Genomic DNA, 19558 nt, shown 5'->3' with positions numbered 1-19558 from the left:
TCACCCCGCGCGCGGGCCGCCGGTCTCGGCTTCGGCCACGGTCCCCGCACCGTCGGCCCGCCGTCGCTCCCCTCGGCTTGATGCCCGCACCCGACGACGTCTGGCATCGACCCAGAAACGAACCCCGCTATGACTTCAGTGACAGCGACCGTCCTCCTTCACCCTGACAGTCCCGTGGCCCGAGCCCTGCCCGTGCCGTCACCATGCTGATCGATATCATCACGTGCCGGTCGGAGCGGACCGCACCTGCCATGGTCTCGCTGGCGTGGGCGGTGACCGCCGGCGCGTCCGCGATGCTGGTGCTGAAGGCGATGGGCTCGGAACAGGCGCTCTGGGGGTTGCTCGTCCTGGCTTCGGTCGGTGCCGTCCTGCTGTGCGCCGGCGTCCTGGCCGCCCGGTCGAAGGCGCTGCGCATCGCGGAGCGACTGCTCGAACTGCCGCACCTGGGAGCGGCGCACCGGGTGACCGGCGAGGATCTGGTGCCGCTCACCGGCGACCTGCGGCGGATCCTCGGTGCCGACGGGCTGTGGCTGTACATCACGCTGCCCGGCGGAGAGGTGTGGACCGAAGCGTCCGCCGACGTCGACGCCCTCCGCACCGGAACGCCCTGTGCCCATGAGTCCTTCAAGCGCCTCTCCCACCGGACGGCCGGGTGCATCCCGCGGGGCGTGCTCCCGAACGGCTGGCGGGCCGGGGTGCACATCCCGATTCGCACCCCTGACGGGCTCGACGCCGGCTACCTGCTGCTCGGCTGGACCCGGCTGGGCGGCCGCTACCTGGCCGCCTGGACGAGCACCGGAGTACTGGGCCGCGCGGTGAACAGGGCGGCGCGCGCGCTGGGCACGCTCCGGGACGAGGCGTATGCCGCTCACCGCGCCGAGGCCGAGCGTTCCAGGCTCAGCGCGGTCGTCGACCATACGGACGTCGCCGTCCTCGCCCTGGACGGGGAAGGCTCGATCGTCGTCTGGAATGTCGCGATGGCCCAGATGGTGGGCGTGACCGCGAACGTCGCCCTCGGCCGGCGCCCCGAGGACCTGTTCACCCTGACCGGCGAGGAGGGCGCCGTGGGTCTGGCCCCCGGGCTCCGCGAAAGCGTCCGGCTGACCACACGCGGGGGGCGTTCGTCGTGGATCGGGGTGTCGTGCTCGGCTCCGCCGGAGACCGCGGCCCCCGGCCTGCTGACCGCGGTGTTCGTGGACGAGTCGGCGCAGCGGCAGGTGGAGTACACGCGGCACCTGCTGATGACGTCGGCGCACCATGAGCTGCACGGCCCGCTGACCGCGATCCGCGGGCACGGCCAGTTGCTCGAGGAGGTCCTTCCCGACGACGAGATGGTGGCGGCCTCACTCGGGGCGATCCTGGACTCCGAGGAGATGATGCACCGCGTCATCGCCGACCTCGTGCACGTCGTCGGACCGGACCCGACCGCGCCGCCCGCGACGACCGTGCGCCCCGTCGAACTGGAGCCGCTGCTGCGCCGGACCCTGCGCAGCATCCCGTCGGTGGCGAAGCGCGCGGCGGTCACGGCGCCGTGCGGACTGACCGTGCAGGGCGACCCGTTGCGGCTGCGGCAGTGCCTTCTTCTCGTGCTCGGCAACGCCCAGAAGTACGCGCCCGACGGGAAGATCGACATCACGATGAGCCGGCAGGGCTCGTACGGTGTGATCAGCATCGCGGACGAGGGCCCGGGCCTCGCGCCCGGGGAGCACGAACTGGCCCGCGAGCCGTACTACCGGTCGAGCACGATGCGGGACCGGCCCGGGAGCGGGATGGGGCTGTACATCGCCGACACGGTGATGACCGCCATGAAGGGCCGGGTCGAGATCACCGCCGCGCCGTCGGGCGGTCTCGACGTCCGGTTCCTGCTGCCCCTCACTCCCGACCCCGGACGGGACGGGGCGAACTAGCGCCCCCCTGACGTCACGAGCCGGACGCCGAGACCGTGTGGCTGGAGTAGGCGAGGACGTCCGCGGGGCCGCTGGGCGGGACGTGGGTGGCGAACGCCCACAGGCGCGTACCCGTGAAGCGCTTGTAGTAGCGCTTGGGGCCCAGCCCGTAGTAGGACTTGTCGGGCTGGTACCAGACGTTCTCGCGTATCGCCGTGTAGATCAGCTTCTGCTCGGAGGCGGCCACGACCAGTGCTCCGCCGTCGGCCGTCTTGAGCGCGTAGACCGGCTCGGGCCGGGCCTTCCAGGTCGTGCCCCCCGCCCAGCGCAACCCGTCGTTGATCTCCCGCACCGACTTGTCCCAGTTCTTGCCGAGCTTGGAGGTCAGCGGGCCCGGGGCGACCTCGCCGGCGGGCGGCCGCTTGCCGCGCGCCGCGACGGTCAGGTACTCGGAGACCTTGGCTCCGACTCCCAGCGCCGGCCCGCTCGTCACGGCCGTCGCCGAGCCGTCGGCGTTGCGGGCGATCGCCGGGAACTTCTGGCCGTCCTCCAGCCACGTCCCGAACGTCGCCTTGTAGGACCCGCCTCCGGTGTCCACGAACACCAGCAACTCGGTGTTGCTCTCTTCGGTCTCCTTCGCCGTGACGACGAACCAGGCGGGGCCCGTCGTCCGCGGGATGTAGAACTGGGCGTCCCGGTAGTAGAACGCGTCGATCTTCTTGTCGTGCTTGCCGCGGATGCGCTTGTTGCCCGCCAGGTCGGCCTCGAGCAGGGGGCCGGTCTCGTTGGAGCGCAGCAGCTCGTCGGACACCTGCGCGTTCGCCTTGTTGTTGACCTTCTGGTAGCGGTCGAAGATCGCCTTCGCCTGCGCCTGGGTCACCGAGGCGACCGTGGCCGGCTTGCTCGGCGAGGCCGGAGCCTTCCCCTCGTCCCCGCCGGCGTCACTGGTACCGCACCCCGCGACGAGCGTGCCGAGCACGGCGACCCCCGTCACGATCCGCAGTCGAACTCTCGGCGGCCGTCCCGCGTCTAGCACCTTCTTACTCCCGTCTTAGCCGGCCGCACATTGATCGACGACCTTCGGAGGTAACAGTACGTGCGCCCGGACTAGCCGCAACCACGAAGTTGATCACCCTGCGTCCGTTCCTCTACAGTCTGGCGGGGTCGCCGCCTTCCGAAAGCGCGGCGTCTTGGTGCGATAGACGATCCCGATGCGCCACGAGGCAGCAGGGAAGCGATCGGTGAAATTTCGTCACGGAGGGGCCGACATGCGACGCGACCTGCTCCCAGTCGCCGTGGTGGCCGGAGCCCTGCTCGCCCTCACCGGCTGCGGGTCTTCCGCCGACTCCGGAGCCGCGGACGCGTCTTCGGCGGCGCCCGCGACGGCAACGGCAACGGCAACGGCAACGGCGACGAGCGCGACGCCGCAGATCACGTTCAGCATGGCGACGGCCTGCGGGGCGGTGGACGGTGTCTACACCACCCTGAGCTCGAGCAGCCAAGCCGTGATCGCGAAGGGCGTCCGGGCCGAGGCCACCGGGGACACCGCCACGGTGCGGGCGGCCCTGGCGGAGCTGAACCCGCTCTTCGTGAGCACCGGCAACACCTTCACGGACACGGCCTCGAAGGTGGCGGACCCGGACATGAAGGCCGCGCTGGAGCAGCTCGCGGAGTCGGCCCGGAAGCAGGCCGCCTTCACCTCCTTCGCCCAGTTCCGGACGTTGGAGGCGATGACCGCCGGACCCGAGAGCGTGCTCAAGCAGAAGTGCGCGCAAGCAGGCCACCCGCTCGAGAACATGGAGTGAGCACGGGCTCCAGCCGCTCGTCCCCGGCCGATCGCCGGCCCTAGAACTGCCAGGCGTCGGCTCCGAAGGTGCCTTTGATCTCTGAGGCGATGGTCGTGGGGTCGACGGTCGCCTGGAGGGCGTAGACGGTGGTCTTGCGCGGACCGCGGACGCTGAGATGGACGGGATGGTCGCCCGGGTGGGCGGCGAGGATGTGCTTGAGCTCCTTGACGGTCTGCTCGGTGACGCGGTGGAAGGGGAGCATGAGCTCCACCGGGGGCAGGCCGCCGTTCGCGGCCGAGGAGATGTCGAGGACGGAGAGTTCGCGGCCGAAGAGGCTCATCGTCCCGTCCCGGTCTTCGACCTTGCCTCTGACGGAGACCGCGTTGTCCTCGGCCAGCGCGTGCTGGACGAGCAGGTAGGCGGCGGGGAAGAAGAGGACCTCGATGGCGGCGTCGCGGTCCGCGAGGTTCGCGATCGCCCAGTGCTTCCCCTGCTTGGTCATCTTGTGCTGGACACCGGTGATCAGCCCGGAGAGCTGGACGTCGCCGGTGGTGCGGCCGGAGGCGAGCAGTTCGGCGATGGAGCAGTCCCGGGCTCGGGAGAGGATGTGCTCGGCACCGTCCAGCGGGTGCGCCGAGACGTAGAGGCCGAGCATCTCGCGCTCGGTGGCGAGGAGCCGCCGGCGCGGCCACTCCTCCTCGTCGACGGGGAAGTCGAGGCCGACGGCCGCCTCGTCGCCCGCCGTGCCGGCGAGACCCGCGAAGAGGTCGTCCTGCCCGAAGCTCGCCGCCTTCTTCACGGGGACGGCCGCGTCGATGGCGTCCTCGTGGACGGCGGACAGGCCCTTGCGCGAATGGCGCAGGGAGTCGAAGGCGCCGGCCTTGATCAGTGAGTCCACGGCCCGCTTGTTCAGGCCGGGCAGGGCGACCTTGCCGAGGAAGTCGGAGAAGGAGGTGAACTTCCCCTTCCGGCGGCGTGCGTCCACGACCGCCTCGATGACGTTGTCGCCGACGTTGCGGACGGACCGCAGCCCGAACCTGACGTCGTCGCCGACGGCGGTGAACTCGGCGACGGACTCGTTCACGTCGGGCTGGAGGACGCGGACGCCGTTCTTGCGCGCGTCGGCGAGGTAGACCGCGGCCTTGTCCTTGTCGTCGCCGACGGACGTGAGCAGGGCGGCCATGTACTCGGCGGGGTAGTTCGCCTTGAGGTAGGCGGTCCAGTACGAGACCAGGCCGTAGCCGGCGGTGTGGGACTTGTTGAACGCGTACCCGGAGAAGGGCAGCATCACGTCCCACAGGGCCTTGACGGCTTCCTCGCTGTAGCCGTTGCCGCGCATACCGTCGTGGAACTTCTCCCACTCCGCCGCCAGGACGTCCGGCTTCTTCTTCCCCATCGCGCGGCGCAGCAGGTCCGCGCCGCCGAGGGTGTATCCGGCGAGTTCCCGCGCGATGGCCATGATCTGCTCCTGGTAGACGAGCAGGTGGAAGGTGTTGCCGAGGATCGGTTCCAGCGCGTCCCGCAGTTCGGGGTGGATCGGGGTGATCTCCTGGCGGCCGGTCTTGCGGAACGCGTAGTTGGTGTGGGCGTTCGCCGCCATGGGTCCGGGCCGGTAGAGGGCGTTGACCGCGGCGATGTCCTCGAAGCGGGTCGGTTCCATCTGCCTGAGCAGCACCCGCATGCCGCCGCCGTCGAGCTGGAAGACGCCGAAGGTGTTGCCGTCGGCCAGCAGCCGGTAGGTCTTCGGATCGTCCAGCGGGATGACCTGGACGGACGCGTCGCCGTCCAGCGGATCCACCGTCGCCAGGGCGACGCCCCGGTTCTGGCGGATGTTCTCGATCGCCTGGTCGATCACGCCGAGGTTGCGCAGCCCGAGGAAGTCCATCTTGATCAGGCCCATGGCCTCGCAGGACGGATAGTCGAAGCCGGTGATCTTCACACCGTCCGCGGCCCGCATGTGCAGCGGGATCCGGTCGGTGAGCTCGGTCTTGGAGAGGATCACGGCCGCCGCGTGCACCCCGGTGCCCCGGGTGAGCCCCTCGACCCCGCGGGCGGTGTCGATGACCCGCTTCACGTCCGGGTCGCTCTCGTACAGCCGCCGGATCTCGCCGGCCTCGCCGTACCGCTCGTGGGACGGGTCGAAGAGCGCGGCCAGCGGCGCGGACTTGCCGTTCTGGTCCGGCGGGAGCGCCTTGGTGATCCGCTCCCCGTGGCTGTAGGGGTAGCCGAGGATGCGCGACGAGTCCTTGATCGCGTTCTTGGCCTTGATCGTGCCGAACGTGTTCACCATGGCGGTGTACTCGCCGCCGTACTTCTCGGTGACGTACTGGACCATCCGGTCGCGCTGCCGGTCGTCGAAGTCGAGGTCGACGTCCGGCGGGTTGATGCGCTCGGGGTTCAGGAACCGCTCGAACAGCAGGCCGTGCTCCAGGGGGCACAGCTCGGTGATGCGGGTGGCGTAGGCGACGATCGAGCCGGTGCACGAGCCGCGGCCGGGGCCGAGCGGGATCCCGCTGGTGCGGGCGTGGCGGCAGATGTCGGCGACGACGAGGAAGTACGAGCTGAACCCCATGGGACCGATGACCGACATCTCGGTCTCGAAGCGTTCCAGGACGTGCCGGGGCACCGGGTCCCCGTAGCGCATCGCCAGGCCTTCGAGCGCCTCCTTGCGCAGCCACGACTCCTGGCTCTCGCCTTCGGGCACGTCGGGGAACCGCGGCATCTCGTCGACGTAATCGAAGACCTCGTCGTAGGGCTCGACGCGCTCGGCGATCAGCAGGGTGTTGTCGCAGGCCTCCGGGAGCTCCGCGAACAGCGCGCGCATCCGGGCGGCGCTCTTGAGGTAGTAGCCGGAGCCGTTGAAGCGGAAGCGGCCCGGATCGTCCTTGTTCTTGCCGACGCCGATGCAGAGCAGGCTGTCGTGGGCGTCGGCCTGGTCCTCGGTGACGTAGTGGGCGTCGTTGGTGGCCAGGAGCGGGATGCGCAGGTCGCGGGCGAGCCGCAGCAGGCCGTCGCGGACGCCGCGTTCGATCTCCAGGCCGTGGTCCATCAGTTCGAGGAAGTAGTTCTCGCGGCCGAAGATCTCCTGGTAAGCGGCGGCGGCCCGCCTGGCCTCCTCGTACTGGTCGAGGCGCAGCCGGGTCTGGATCTCGCCGGAGGGGCAGCCGGTGGTGGCGATGACGCCGCCGGGCCGCTCGGCGATCAGCTCGCGGTCCATCCGGGGCTTGCCGGCCGGGAACTGGCCCTCGTAACTGGCCCGCGTGCTCAGCCAGAAGAGGTTGCGCAGGCCTCCGGCGTCCCGCGCCCACATCGTCATATGCGTGAAGCGTCCGCCGCCCGAGACGTCCTTGGACCCCTCCCCGTCCTCGCTCGTCGCGCGGCGCCCGCCCGGCCCCCAGAACTCCTGCCTGCGCGAGAACCGCGACGAGGGCGCCACGTAGGCCTCGATGCCGATGATCGGGGCGATGCCGTCGTATCCCTTCGCGACCTGCGCGAACTCGTGCGCCCCGAACATGTTGCCGTGGTCGGTCATGGCGATGGCGGGCATCTCCTGCCGGGCGACCTCGGCGAACATGGGCTTCAGCTTCTGGGCGCCGTCCAGCATCGAGTACTCGGTGTGGTTGTGCAGATGGACGAAGGATTCCGGCATGGCGCCATGAAAGCCAGGTCGGACGGGACGGATCAAACAACCGGCACGCCGCTGGAACAACGGATGGTTGTACGCCTACGCTGGTGGTCGTGGATCTCAACGCCGTGGCCACCTTCGTCGCCGTCGCCGACGCGGGGCAGTTCCAGGAGGCGGCGGCCGACCTCTCGGTCACGCAGCAGGCCGTGTCCAAACGTGTCGCCGTCCTCGAGAACTCACTGGGCGTGAAGCTCTTCGTGCGCTCCCCCAGCGGGGCGCGCCTCACCATCGACGGGCAGGCGTTCCTGCCGCACGCTCGGGCACTGCTGGACGCGGCGGAGCGCGCGGCGGCCTCCGTGCGCCCCGGCAGTCGGGCGCTGCGGGTGGACGTCGTGCACCGGCAGGTCGCCACGGCCGGGCTGCTGCGCGCCTTCCACCGGGCGCACCCCGGCACCGCGCTCGACGTCGTCACGCTGCACGGCGGCGCCGAGGCGGTCGAGGCGGTGCGCTCCGGCGCCATCGACGCGACGGTCCGCGCGGTCGCCCTCCTCGACCGGCCGCTCCCCGAGGGCGTCGAGTCCACCCCCGTGCTGGACGAGCCCCTGCACCTGTTCACCGGACCCGGCCACCCGTTCGCCGAGGCCCGCTCGGTCACCCCCGCGCGGCTCGCCGGCCACCGCATCTGGATGCCGGGCAACGCGCCCGGCACCGAGTGGACGGCCTACTACGACCGGCTCGCCGCCGAGTTCGGGTTCACCATGGACACGATCGGCCCCGACTTCGGCATCGAGGCGCTCTTCGACACCATCGCGGGGTCCTCGACGGTGGCCACCTTCATCGGCGAGGAGACGCCACTGGTGTGGCCCGCCGGGCACGCCCTGCGCCGCATCCCGCTGGTGGATCCGACCCCCGTCTACCCCGGCGAGCTGGTGTGGCGCACCGACAACGCCCACCCCGCCCTGACCGCGCTCCGCGGCCATCTCACCGCCCGGTACCCCGGACGTCCCGGCAGCGGCATCTGGATCCCGAAACGGGCGCATCCGGCCCACAGGTGATGTTGCGAGACTGTCAACGCACGGGTTTTCCCATGCACGGCTCCAGCTGACCGAAAAGCGTTTCCGGACCGGTCAGATCTGCTTCCGATTGGCGCGGTAATACCGTGTGCTAGACCACCGTCTCACCAGCTATGACGACGACCAGGCCGAATGCGCGATCGCCATATGAGGCGACTTTTCCGAAACCGCCGATCTGCACCCTCGTCCTCGGCGATGTCCTGCCCGGTGGCCACGGGAGCGACAGTTGCCGTTCGCTCAACACACCGATGCCAGACGAAGCGGACCGCACCGAATCCGAAAGGCGCTTTCCCAACGTTCCCGCTCCCTTCTCGCCGGGTGACGCCTCTCACAGAGTGACGCCCGCCTCCGTCCGGCTGTCCCGGTCGGAGGCGGGCGGAGGCGGGCGGAGGCGGGCTGAGGCGGACGGCTCCGGAGGGCGTCCGAGCCGGGGCTCAGGGGGCGGCGTGGTTCCGCGGGCGGGACGCCAGATGCTCGCCGACCCGTCCGACCAGCAGGGTCATCTCGTAGCTGATCTGCGCCGGGTCGGCGCTGGTGTCGGACAGCACGGTCAGCGAGGCGCCCTCGCCGGCCGCGGTGACGAACAGGAACGCGTTGTGCATCTCGATGATCGTCTGATGCACCTCGCCCGCGCCGAACTGGGTGCGCGCGCCCTGGGCGAGGCTCTGCACGCCGGCGGCCAGGGCGGACAGGTACTCCGCGTCCTCCCGGCTCAGGCCGGCGGACGCCCCCATGAGGAGCCCGTCCGCCGACTGCACCACCGCCTTGGTCACCTGGGGCACGCGTTCGACGAGCCCGTCGATGAGCCAATCCAGCCGGTTGGTCGAATCGCCTCGCAGCGGCGTCACGTGGCTTCTCCTCTTCCGAGACATAGGCGGGGGTTCGGGGGACCACCGAACGCCGCCACATGATTGCATCGGCGGGCCGCCAAGATACAGGGAATTCCAGACAAATGATCAGACATGTGGCACGGTATAGCCCGAGTTCGGCCGTCCGGTGCCCCCGCCAAGCCTGAGAGAGACACCATGAACGACCACGTCAGTCTTATCCGCGTCGACCTCGGCCGTTTCGCCCGGTGAGGAGCCCACGCCGCCGGCGTTCGATCCGGTTCTCCCTTGTCGGCCTGATCATCGTTCCGATGGTCTCCCTGGTCACGCTGTGGGCCTTCGCGGCGCAGAGCACCGCGTCCAAGGCCATCAACCAGCGCGACCTGGACACCACCAACGAGATCTACGGCGCCGCCGCGCAGCCGATGCTGGTCACCCTGGCCCAGGAGCGGCAGGAGTCGGTGACCTGGCTGAGCCGCAACCACCGGCTGCCGCGCACGCCCTTGGACGCCGTCCGCGCGAAGATGGACGGCACGATCGTCCAGATGAACAAGGCCGTCGACTCCGGCGAGTTCCAGGCCACGCTGACCGACACGATGAAGCAGCGGCTCTCGGTGCTGATGGACAGGCTCAACGGCATCGGCGCCCTGCGCAGCCAGGTCGACTCCCGCGCCCTGTCGAGGCTGGAGGCGTTCAACGCCTACAACGACGTCCTCGAAGCCCACTTCCAGTACGTCAACGTGCTGGTGGCGGGCGACGGCCTCCAGCAGTCCGCCCACACCGCCGCCATGTCGCGCGGCATCGAGCTGCGCGGACGTGAGATCGCGCTGGTGGGCGGCGTGCTCGCCGACGGGCGCCGGATGACCTCCGCGGAGTACGCGGCCGTCAGCAGGCTGGTGTACGAGCGGCGGTTCCTGGAGAGCTCGAACCTCGCCGAACTCCACCCGGCCATCGCCGCTCCCTTCAAGCAGGCGCTGGCGTCCCCCGCCGAGAAGACCTTCACCGCGGTCGAGGACAGCATCCTGGCGACCCGCCCCGGCGTGCGGCTGCGGCTCTCCGCGACCGAGTGGAAGAACGTCGCGGGCGCCTCCATCGGGCAGATCGACGGCGCGCTCGGCAAGTCCCGGGCGCAGAACGCCGCCGAGGCCAAGGAGGCCTCCGACGACACCCTGCTGCGTCTCGTCCTCATCGGCGTCATCGGCCTGATCGCGATCACCCTGACCGCGCTCCTGATGTTCCGCTTCAGCCGCCGCATCAGCCGCGACCTGCTCGGCCTCCAGGACGCCGCGCGCACCATGGCCGAGGAGCGGCTGCCCGACGTGGTGCGCCGGCTGAGCCGCGGCGCCGAGGTCGACGTCGCGGCGGAGGCCCCGCCGCTGGAGGTCGGCCGGACGGCCGAGGTGTTCAACGTCTCGGCGGCGTTCTCCTCCGTGCAGCGCACCGCCGTCGAGGCCGCCGTCCGCCAGGCCGAGCTGCGCACGGCGGTCAACCAGGTGTTCCAGAACCTCGCCCGGCGCAACCAGTCGCTGCTGCACCGGCAGCTGGCGATGCTGGACACGCTGGAGCGCAAGGCGTCCGACCCGGACGCCCTCGCCGACCTGTTCGCCATCGACCACCTCACCACCCGCATGCGGCGGCACGCCGAAGGCCTGATCATCCTGTCCGGCGCCGCGCCCGGCCGCGGCTGGCGGAACCCGGTCGGCATCCTGGACGTGCTGCGCGGCGCCATCGGCGAGATCGAGGACTACGCCCGCGTCGAGGTGGTCAGCACAGCGGAGGAGGGCATCGTCGGCGGCGCCGTCGCCGACGTGATCCACCTGCTGGCCGAGCTGATCGAGAACGCGACCGTCCTGTCGCCGCCGAACACGCCGGTCGAGGTCGACGCCGGGCTGGTGGGCAAGGGCTTCGTGGTCGAGATCCAGGACCGCGGCCTCGGGATGAACCCGGAGAAGCTGGCGGCCATCAACGAGCAGCTCCGCCGCGAGCCGGAGTTCGACCTGACCCACGGCGACCAGCTCGGGCTCTTCGTCGTCGGGACGCTCGCGCACCGGCGCGGGATCAAGGTGGCGCTGGAGCCGAACGCCTACGGCGGCCTGAAGACCGTCGTGCTGCTGCCGCACTCGCTCGTCGTCCCGGCCGACCGGGTCGGCCGCGCGGACAGCGGCGGCGGCGCCGAGCAGGCGGAGGCCCCCGCGAACGTCCCGGACCTGCCCGCCTCGGGCGGGCCCGTCCCCCCGGCGGCCACCGGGCCCCTGAACATCATCGGCCACGACACGCAGGAGAACGCGATGGACTCCGTCGGACGGCACCGCGCCGGCGGCACCGAGCCGGACGACGAGCACGACCCCCTCGGCATGCCGCCGCCCGCCCCGGCGGCCGTGCCGAGCCCGCCGAGCGTTCCGGGCGTTCCGGCCGAGCCGCAGCCGGCGCGGGCGGCGTCCACCGCCGAGGGCACCCACGCGGGGATGCCGCGCCGCGTGCGCCGCGCGAACCTGGCGCCGCAGCTGCGCGACACCGCACCGTCCGTCCAGGAGGAGAAGCGACCGGCCGGGCGCGGCGCGCGCTCGCCGGAGCGCGCCAGCTCGGTCATGGCCTCCATGCAGAGCGGGTGGCGGCGCGGGCGCAGCGAACCGCCGCCGGCCCCGCCCGCCGGACACGACGAGGAGGGCGAACGTTGACGGAACCATCGACCACGGCCGATGAGGTGCGCCGGCGCCTGGACGGCCTCGGCGGCCGGGCGGAACTGGTACGCGGCGCGGTGATGCTGTCCAGCGACGGGCTGGTGGTGGCCTGCTCCTCCGGCATCGGCCGGGAGAACTCCGAGCATCTGGCCGCGCTGGTGGCGGGCGTGCAGGGGCTCGCCCGCGGCGCGTGCCGCCGGTTCGGCGGCGGCGAGCTGCTGCAGAGCGTCATCGAGATGGACACGATGCTGGTGTTCATGGTGCCGGCGGGCGAGCACGCGTGCCTCGCCCTGCTGGCCGGCGCCGACGCGGACGCGGGGGCGGTCGTGCTGCGGATGGTCCAGCTCGCCGAGGAGCTGGCCGAGCGGCCGCCGTTCATTCCCCGGCTGTCGGGAACGGGCGCCAGGTGAGGCCGGGATGACCGATGAGCGATGACCAGTGGCTCGACGGCGACGCGGGCCCCGTCGTCCGCCCCTACACGGTCACGCGGGGCCGGACGCGGCTCCGCGATGACGGCCTCGACCTGATCTCCGTGCTGGAGGCGACCGGCGTGCCGGTCCCCCGGCGGGTGCGGCTCGACCCCGAGCACCGCAGGCTGCTGGCGATCTGCCGGCGGCCGATCACCTTCGCGGACCTGGCGTCCGAGATCGACCTGCCCGTCGGCGTCGTGCGGGTGCTGGTCGACGATCTGCGCGACGAGAACGCGCTCAGGGTGCTGAAACCGACTCCCACCGGCGACGTCCCGGACGAGCTCGTACTAAGGAAACTGCTGAATGGACTACGCGCACTCTGACACCGCCGTCCGGCACCCGCGAGGCGGCGGTCAGCTGACCGCCGCGAAGATCCTCATCGCGGGCGGGTTCGGGGTCGGCAAGACGACCATGGTGGGCTCGATCAGCGAGATCCGCCCGCTGCGCACCGAGGAGATCCTCACCGACCGCAGCGTCGGCGTCGACGACACCACGGGCGTGGACGGCAAGACCAGCACCACCGTGGCCATGGACTTCGGCCGGATCACCCTCCCGGACGACCTGGTGCTGTACCTGTTCGGGACGCCGGGCCAGCAGCGGTTCTGGTTCATGTGGGACGAGCTGGCGCTCGGCGCCGTCGGCGCGGTGGTGCTCGCCGACGTGCGCCGCCTCGCCGACTGCTTCGGGACCGTCGACTACTTCGAGGACCGCCGCACCCCGTTCATGGTCGCCGTGAACTGCTTCGACGGCGCCGAGCGCAAGAACCCCGAGGACGTGCGGATCGCCCTGGACCTGGACGACGACGTCCCGCTGATGCTGTGCGACGTGCGCAGCCGGGCCTCGGCGAAGCAGGTGCTGATCACCATGGTCGAGCACGTCCTCACCAAGACGACGTCCAGGCGCTGAACGCATCCGCTCCCGCGCCGCGGGCGACGTCCCCGTTGTTCCATCCCCCGCATCCAGCAAGGATCACATGTCAATGACCCTGCCCGCCTTCCCCGCCGCGGACGAGAAGCCGCTCGACACCTGCGTCCGGCTGCGCGACATCGCGCCCGTGGTCGAAGTGGAGTTCCCGGGAGGCGTCGCCGCCTACCTGGCGCTGACCCACGAGGCCGTGAAGGAGATCCTCTCCGGAGACAACAAGACCTTCCTGCGCGAGCCCGAGAACTGGCCCGCCCTGTACGACGGGACGATCCCCGAGGACTGGCCGCTGCGCGCCGTCGTCCAGGGAGGCCACCTGTCCACCAAGGACGGCGCCGACCACCGGCGGCTGCGCGGCCTGATCGGGAAGGCCTTCACCCCCGCGCGGGTCCAGGCGATGGAGCCGCGCGTCCAGCAGATCGTGGACGACCTGCTCGACGACGTGATCGCCGCCGGCGACGGCGTCGACCTGGTCCCGGCCTTCACCGAGGCGCTGCCGATGGGGGTCATCTGCGAGCTGTTCGGCGTGCCCGCCGCGGACCGGACCCAGATGCGCGACTGGACGGCCGCCCTGCTGGCGCACACGACGCCGCCGGAGGAGGCCTTCGCGACCCAGAAGGCCCTGCAGGCTTACCTGCACGCCATGGTGGACCGCAAGCGGGAGAACCCCGGCGACGACCTCACGTCCGGCCTGGTGCAGGCGCACGACGAGGAGGACCGGCTCACCACCGAGGAACTGGTCGGCGTGCTGTGGCTGATGCTCGTCGCCGGCCACGAGACGACCGTCCACATGCTCGGCCACGCCATCCTGGCGCTGGCCCAGCACCCCGACCAGCTGGCACTGGCCAAGGCCGAGGACCGGTGGGACGACGTGGTCGAGGAGACCCTGCGCTACCGCCACTCGGTGATGATGACCAGCTGGCGCTTCACCGCGCAGGACGTGACCGTCGCCGGCGTCGACATCCCCAAGGGCCAGGCGGTCGGCGTCGTCTACCAGGTGACGGGCATCGACCCGGCCGAGCACGGCGAGACCGCGGACCAGTTCGACATCACCCGTGAGCAGAACACGCGCCTCAGCTTCGGCCACGGCCCCCGCTACTGCATCGGCGCGTCGCTGGCCCGCCTGGAGGGACGCCTGGCGCTCGCCACGCTGTACCGGCGGCTGCCCGACCTCGCGCTCGCCATCGACCCGGACGACGTCCCCTACTCCCCCTCCTTCTTCACGATCGGCCCGCTCTCCATCCCGGCCACCCTCGGCCTCTGACACCGACGGACGCCCGGTTCGGCGGCCCAGGCCGCCGAACCGGGCGTTCGCCTTTTCCCCTGGCGGCGGGCGCGCCGACCGCTTCCTGCTCGTTCCCGCGCTCCTTCAGCCGTTGACGGGGTACCGGCTGGATATCGCCACGCGGTTGAAGGCGTTCATCACCGTTGTCAGCCAGATGACCGCCGAGACCTGCTCCGGGGAGAGGACGGCCGCGGCGGCGCCGTACTCCTCGTCGCTGACGTGCCCGTCCGAGACGCGGGTGACCGCTTCGGCCAGGCGCAGGGCGGCGCGGTCCGTGTGGGAGAAGTAGCCGGTCTCCTCCCAGCCGGGCAGCACGGCGATCCTGTCGGGGTTCTCGCCGTTCTTCAGAGCGTCTCGGGTGTGCATGCGCAGGCAGAACGCGCAGCCGTTGATCTGGGATGTGCGGATCTTCACCAGTTCGATCAGAAGCGGGTCGAGGCCCGCCTCGGCAGCCGCCTCCTGCACCTCGCTCGACAGGGCGATGAGGGCCTTGTACGCGCTCGGGTGCTGCTTGTCGATGTAGACACGGCGGGTGTTGGTCACGGTTCCTCCGGCGCTGTTCCGTTCGGCTTGTCAGAAGGAAGACGACGCAGCCCCGCTGGCTGTGACAGCTCAGAGGCCCGGTCAGGCCGCGGCGGATCAGCTGCTGACGCTGCTCGGGAGCGGAGTCATGGGGCGGCCTGGACGAGGCCCGTCCGGTAGGCGATGACGACGAGTTGCGCCCGGTCGCGGGCCTCCAGCTTCGTCATGGCGCGCTGCACGTGGGCGCGGACGGTGAACGGGCTGAGGAACATCCGCTCGGCGATCTCCTGGTTGGACAGGCCGGTCGCGACCAGGGCCACCATCTCGCGTTCGCGCGGGGTGAGGACGGCGAGCTGTTCGGGGTGGTGCGACGGGGCGTCGTCCGGGGTGGCCAGGAAGCGGGCCACCAGGGAGCGGGTCGCGGCGGGCGACAGGAGGGTGTCGCCGTCGGCGATCGTGCGTACGGCGTCCAGCAGGTCCTCGGCGCCGATGCCCTTGCCGATGAAGCCGCTGGCTCCCGCGCGCAGCGCCTGGGCGACGTACTCGTCCGTCTCGTACGTGGTGAGGATCAGGATGCGGCTGGAGCGCAGTTCCGGGTCGGCGCAGATCTGCGATGTGGCGGTGAGGCCGTCCACCTCGGGCATGCGGATGTCCATGACGACCACGTCCGGGCGCAGCTCGCGGGTGAGCCGCACCGCCTCCCTGCCGTCGGCGGCCTCGCCGACCACGGTGATGTCGTCGGCGCTGTCGAGGAGCAGCCGGAAGGCGCCGCGCAGCAGTGCCTGATCGTCGGCGAGGAGCACCTTGAGCGTCACGGCGCGTCCCCCATCTTTTCGTCGCCCGGCTCTTCGCTGGACGTCGTTTCGCCGGACGTCGCTTCGCCGGACGTCCTCCGCGTCGTGTCCCTGGCGGGCGGGAGGGGCAGCTCGGTGGAGACGAGGAAGCCGCCCTCCGGACGCCTGCCCGCGGAGAGGTGCCCTCCGACCGCGGTGGCACGCTCGCGCATCCCGATCAGGCCGTACCCGGGCCCTGCGGACGCGGCCGGCGCCGTCCGGGTGCCTCCCCCGTCGTCGGCGACGGTGATGGTCACGCGATCGCGGTTCCAGGCGAGGCGCACCCGGGCGGAGCCGGTACCGGCGTGCTTGGTCACGTTGGTCAGGGCCTCCTGGATGATGCGGAACGCGGTGAGGTCCACCCCCGGCGGGAGCGGCCGGGACGCGCCCTCCTGCTCCACCGACACCTCCAGACCCGCGCGGCGGAAGGACTCCAAAAGCGTGGGCAGCCGGGACAGCCCCGGCGCCGGTTCCGCGGGCGCGGCCGCGTCCCCGGACTGGCGCAGCAGGCCGACCGTGGCCCGCAGATCGTCCAGCGCGTCGCCGGTGGTCTCGACGAGTTCCCGCAGGCTCTTGCGGGTCTGCTCGGGCCGCGAGTCGAAGAGGTGGGCGGCCACCGTGGCCTGCGCGTTGGCCAGGGTGATCTGGTGGGCGACGAGGTCGTGCAGCTCCCGGGCGATGCGCACCCGCTCCTCGGCCACCCTGCGGCGCGCCTCGCTCTCGCGGCTCTTCTCGGCCCGCCGGGCCCGCTCCTCCACGGCCGCCAGGTAGGCGCGCCGGTTCTGCGTCGAGTGGCCGAGGATGCCCGCCACCAGCGGGAACGCCGCCACCGCCCCGATCCTGCTCGCGTCCTGCCAGGAGAGGTTCCCGAACTCGAACACGACATTGGACGCGACCAGCAGCGTCGCGGAGGCGAGCAGCACCGCGCTCGCCGCGCGCCCCGCGGTGCGCACGGCGAGCGAGTAGGCGCTGATCACGGCGGGCGCCACGATGAGCGGGGTCAGCAGCAGGCCCAGCGGCGGCACGAGCACCCCGCCCACGGTCGTGGCCGCCACGGCGGCCACGGGCGAGCGGTGCCGCACCGGCAGCACGGCGCAGGTCGCCGCGGCGAGGAGGTAGGCGTTGACGGGCGGCCACGACAGGGACCTGTCGTCGACCGACAGCGCGCCGCCCAGCAGGCAGAGCGCGAACGCCGTCGCCATGATCGCCGCCTCCGGCCACCAGGTGCCGCGCGGTCGCGGACGACCGCCGCCCGTGTCCGTCATGGCGGGGTCAGCGCCGTCCGGCGGGACGGGCTGGGACCGCCGCGTCCGGCCGGGTCGCGGGAGCCGGGACATGCCTGCTCAGCGCCTCGCCCTCGATGTCCACGTTCGGCAGCACGCGGTCCAGCGTACGCGGCAGCCACCACGCCCGGCGGCCGAGCAGCGCCAGGACCGCGGGCGCGATCGCCATCCTGACCACGAAGGCGTCGAAGGCGACCGCCGAGGCCAGGCCGACGCCCATCGTCTGGATGGTCGGGCTGCTCATCCCGATGAACCCGCTGAACACGCTGACCATGATGATCGCCGCCGCGGCCACCACGCGTCCGCTGTGCCGGAAGCCGTGGACGATCGCCTCGCCGGGGGACGCGCCGTGGACGTACGCCTCCCGCATCCGGGTGAGGAGGAAGACCTCGTAGTCCATGGCGAGCCCGAACACGATGCCGATGATGAGGATCGGCATCAGCGACATGACCGGCCCCGTCTGCTCGATGCCGATCAGGTCGGCCGCCCAGCCCCACTGGAAGACGGCGACGAGGACACCGAAGGCGGCGCCCACCGACAGCAGGAAGCCGAGGGCCGCCTTGACCGGGACCAGGAGCGAGCGGAAGACCACCGTCAGCAGGAGCACCGCCAGGCCGATGACGACCGTCAGATACGGCAGGAGGGCGTCGGACATGGCTTCGGAGATGTCGATGTTCAGCGCGGTGGTGCCGGTCACCAGGACGACGGCGCCCGTGTCGGCCTCGACACCGGAGGCCGCGTCCCGGATCGCGTGCACCAGGTCCTTGGTCTCGGCGCTGCTCGGCGCGGTCCGCGGGACGGCGGTGAGGACGGCCGTGTCCTTGGCCTGGCTGAGCACCGGATCACCGACCGACGCGACCCCGTCCAGCCCCCGCACGGCCTGGACGACCCGGTCCGTGGCGGCCCGGGTGTCCGCGGCGTCCGACATGTCCACGACCACGGTCAACGGACCGTTGAGGCCGGGGCCGAAGCCCTCCGACAGCAGGTCGTAGGCACGGCGCTGGGTGGTCTCCACCGACTTGGACTCGTCTCCGGGCAGCCCGAGTTCGAGGCCCAGCGCCGGCAGTGCGACGGCGCCGAGACCCAGTCCGGCGGCCAGCAGCACGGTCAGGGGCCGGCGCAGGACGAACCGCGCCCAGCGGGTGCCGAGCCCCGGCCGACCGCCGACGTGCGGGTTCCCGCCTCCCGACCGGGCGGCCTTGCGGACGGACCGGGACAGAATCCTGCGGCCGAAGAACCCGAACAGCGCCGGGACCAGGGTCAGCGCGACGAGCACGGCGAGAGCCACGGCGCCCGCGCCGCCCAGCCCCATCTTGGTGAGCTCGGGGATCCCGACGACCCCCAGCCCGACCAGGGCGATGAAGACGGTCGCACCGGCGAACACGACGGCGGACCCGGCCGTGCCCACCGCCCGGCCGGCGGCCTCCTCCGGCTCCAGGCCCCGGGCGCGCTCGTCGCGGAAGCGGGAGGTGATGAAGAGCGCGTAGTCGATGCCGACCGCCAGCCCCAGCATCAGCGTCAGGATCGCGACGGTGGACGTCAGGCCCAGCGGCTCGGCCAGCGCGGAGACCAGGCCGAAGGCGATGGCCACGCCCCAGAACGCCGTCAGCAGCGAGAGCCCGGCCGCGACCAGCGAGCCGAGGGCGAGGATCAGCACCACCGCGGCCACCGCCACGCCGATGATCTCCGTCGTACCGCCGGGCGCCTCGTCAACGTCCAGGGCGGAGCCGCCGATCTCCACGGTCAGCCCCGCGTCCCTGGCCTGGCCCGCGGCGTCCTCAAGCGCGCTCTTCGCGGACGCGGTCAGGTCGACGGCGTCCGCCCGGTAACTGATCGTGGAGTAGGCGATGGTGCCGTCCTCGCTGACCGCGCCGGTCGTGAAGGGGTCGGTCGTCGACGCGACCTGATCGCCCCCGCTCAGCGAGTTGATCGCGCCTTCGACGGCCGCCTTGTTCTCACTGGCCGTCACGCGCTGCCCGTCCGGGGCCTGGAACACCAGGCGCGCCTCGGCGCCCTGGGAATTGCTCTGGGGGAAGCGCTCGTCCAGCAGGTCGAACGCCTTCTGCGACTCGGTGCCGGGCATGGACAGGCCCTCGTCCTGCGCCGCCGGCGCCACCGCGGCGGCGACCCCGGCCAGCACCAGGACGCCCAGCCACAGAAAACTCACGAGCCGGCGCCGGCGGAAGGCCCACCGTCCGACCCGGTAGAGAAACGTCGCCACTTGTTGATCACTCCAGACACCGCTGGGAAGGGGAAAAGCGCGGATCTCGCGCGCCTCCAACACTCCCCGCCGGCGCCCGGCCGGACATCGTCTCCCGCCACCGTCTTCCCCTGATGCATCCGGACCGCCCGCTCCCGCGATCTA

15 protein-coding genes are annotated in these 19558 nt (G+C 71.6%); 8 read left to right on the top strand and 7 right to left on the bottom strand.

The features are described from left to right. Positions 1-203: 203 nt before the first annotated feature. Positions 204-1907 (top strand): PAS domain-containing sensor histidine kinase, encoded by a 1704-nt coding sequence (locus HUT06_RS05255; protein ID WP_176194666.1) that lies wholly within the window; start codon positions 204-206, stop codon positions 1905-1907. A 13-nt stretch (positions 1908-1920) separates the two neighbouring features. On the opposite strand, the gene HUT06_RS05250 is transcribed toward HUT06_RS05255, so the two are convergent. Then, positions 1921-2880 carry a hypothetical protein gene (locus HUT06_RS05250; RefSeq protein ID WP_176194665.1) on the bottom strand — a complete coding sequence of 320 codons (960 nt, stop codon included), beginning with the start codon at positions 2878-2880 and terminating at the stop codon, positions 1921-1923. Positions 2881-3097: 217 nt separating this feature from the next. Here HUT06_RS05250 and HUT06_RS05245 point away from each other — a divergent pair, with 217 nt between their 5' ends. Then, positions 3098-3691 carry a hypothetical protein gene (locus tag HUT06_RS05245; RefSeq protein WP_217711213.1) on the top strand — a complete coding sequence of 198 codons (594 nt, stop codon included), beginning with the start codon at positions 3098-3100 and terminating at the stop codon, positions 3689-3691. A 40-nt stretch (positions 3692-3731) separates the two neighbouring features. On the opposite strand, the gene dnaE is transcribed toward HUT06_RS05245, so the two are convergent. Next, positions 3732-7322 (bottom strand): DNA polymerase III subunit alpha, encoded by a 3591-nt coding sequence (dnaE, locus tag HUT06_RS05240; protein ID WP_176194663.1) that lies wholly within the window; start codon positions 7320-7322, stop codon positions 3732-3734. A gap of 89 nt (positions 7323-7411) precedes the next feature. Between dnaE and HUT06_RS05235 the strand changes: the two genes are divergently transcribed. Continuing rightward, complete coding sequence (locus HUT06_RS05235) at positions 7412-8353, top strand: LysR family transcriptional regulator (protein WP_176194662.1); 942 nt, start codon at positions 7412-7414, stop codon at positions 8351-8353. Positions 8354-8805: 452 nt separating this feature from the next. Here HUT06_RS05235 and HUT06_RS05230 read toward each other — a convergent pair whose 3' ends face one another. Beyond that, positions 8806-9243, bottom strand: a complete 438-nt coding sequence (locus tag HUT06_RS05230) for a roadblock/LC7 domain-containing protein (RefSeq protein ID WP_176194661.1) — start codon at positions 9241-9243, stop codon at positions 8806-8808. Positions 9244-9509: 266 nt separating this feature from the next. Between HUT06_RS05230 and HUT06_RS05225 the strand changes: the two genes are divergently transcribed. From HUT06_RS05225 to HUT06_RS05205, 5 genes are all read left to right on the top strand, one after another. Then, on the top strand, positions 9510-11876 hold the full coding sequence (locus HUT06_RS05225; RefSeq protein ID WP_176194660.1) for an ATP-binding protein: 2367 nt from the start codon (positions 9510-9512) through the stop codon (positions 11874-11876). Next, positions 11873-12289, top strand: a complete 417-nt coding sequence (locus HUT06_RS05220) for a roadblock/LC7 domain-containing protein (RefSeq protein WP_176194659.1) — start codon at positions 11873-11875, stop codon at positions 12287-12289. The genes HUT06_RS05225 and HUT06_RS05220 overlap by 4 nt, the downstream gene beginning before the upstream one ends. 14 nt (positions 12290-12303) lie before the next feature. Next, positions 12304-12672 carry a DUF742 domain-containing protein gene (locus tag HUT06_RS05215; protein WP_176194658.1) on the top strand — a complete coding sequence of 123 codons (369 nt, stop codon included), beginning with the start codon at positions 12304-12306 and terminating at the stop codon, positions 12670-12672. After that, positions 12653-13255 carry an ATP/GTP-binding protein gene (locus HUT06_RS05210; protein WP_176194657.1) on the top strand — a complete coding sequence of 201 codons (603 nt, stop codon included), beginning with the start codon at positions 12653-12655 and terminating at the stop codon, positions 13253-13255. Before HUT06_RS05215 ends, HUT06_RS05210 begins: the two co-directional genes overlap by 20 nt. A gap of 73 nt (positions 13256-13328) precedes the next feature. Further along, positions 13329-14534, top strand: a complete 1206-nt coding sequence (locus tag HUT06_RS05205) for a cytochrome P450 (protein ID WP_176194656.1) — start codon at positions 13329-13331, stop codon at positions 14532-14534. Positions 14535-14639: 105 nt separating this feature from the next. Here the strand turns inward: HUT06_RS05205 and HUT06_RS05200 are convergent, their stop codons facing one another. From HUT06_RS05200 to HUT06_RS05185, 4 genes are all read right to left on the bottom strand, one after another. After that, positions 14640-15098, bottom strand: coding sequence for a carboxymuconolactone decarboxylase family protein (locus HUT06_RS05200; protein WP_176194655.1), 459 nt, complete (start codon positions 15096-15098; stop codon positions 14640-14642). A 125-nt stretch (positions 15099-15223) separates the two neighbouring features. Then, the gene (locus HUT06_RS05195; protein ID WP_176194654.1) at positions 15224-15892 is read right to left on the bottom strand and encodes a response regulator transcription factor; all 669 of its coding nucleotides are present in this window, start codon (positions 15890-15892) and stop codon (positions 15224-15226) included. Beyond that, positions 15889-17175 (bottom strand): sensor histidine kinase, encoded by a 1287-nt coding sequence (locus HUT06_RS05190; RefSeq protein ID WP_176194653.1) that lies wholly within the window; start codon positions 17173-17175, stop codon positions 15889-15891. The genes HUT06_RS05195 and HUT06_RS05190 overlap by 4 nt, the downstream gene beginning before the upstream one ends. Before the next feature lie 7 nt (positions 17176-17182). Beyond that, positions 17183-19414 (bottom strand): MMPL family transporter, encoded by a 2232-nt coding sequence (locus tag HUT06_RS05185; RefSeq protein WP_176194652.1) that lies wholly within the window; start codon positions 19412-19414, stop codon positions 17183-17185. Between the last annotated feature and the right edge of the window lie 144 nt (positions 19415-19558).

Source organism: Actinomadura sp. NAK00032 (assembly GCF_013364275.1).
In the GTDB taxonomy this organism is placed as follows: domain Bacteria; phylum Actinomycetota; class Actinomycetes; order Streptosporangiales; family Streptosporangiaceae; genus Spirillospora.
The sequence above is the reverse complement of the archived record's forward strand: the minus strand, read 5'-3'. Positions and strand labels throughout refer to the sequence as shown.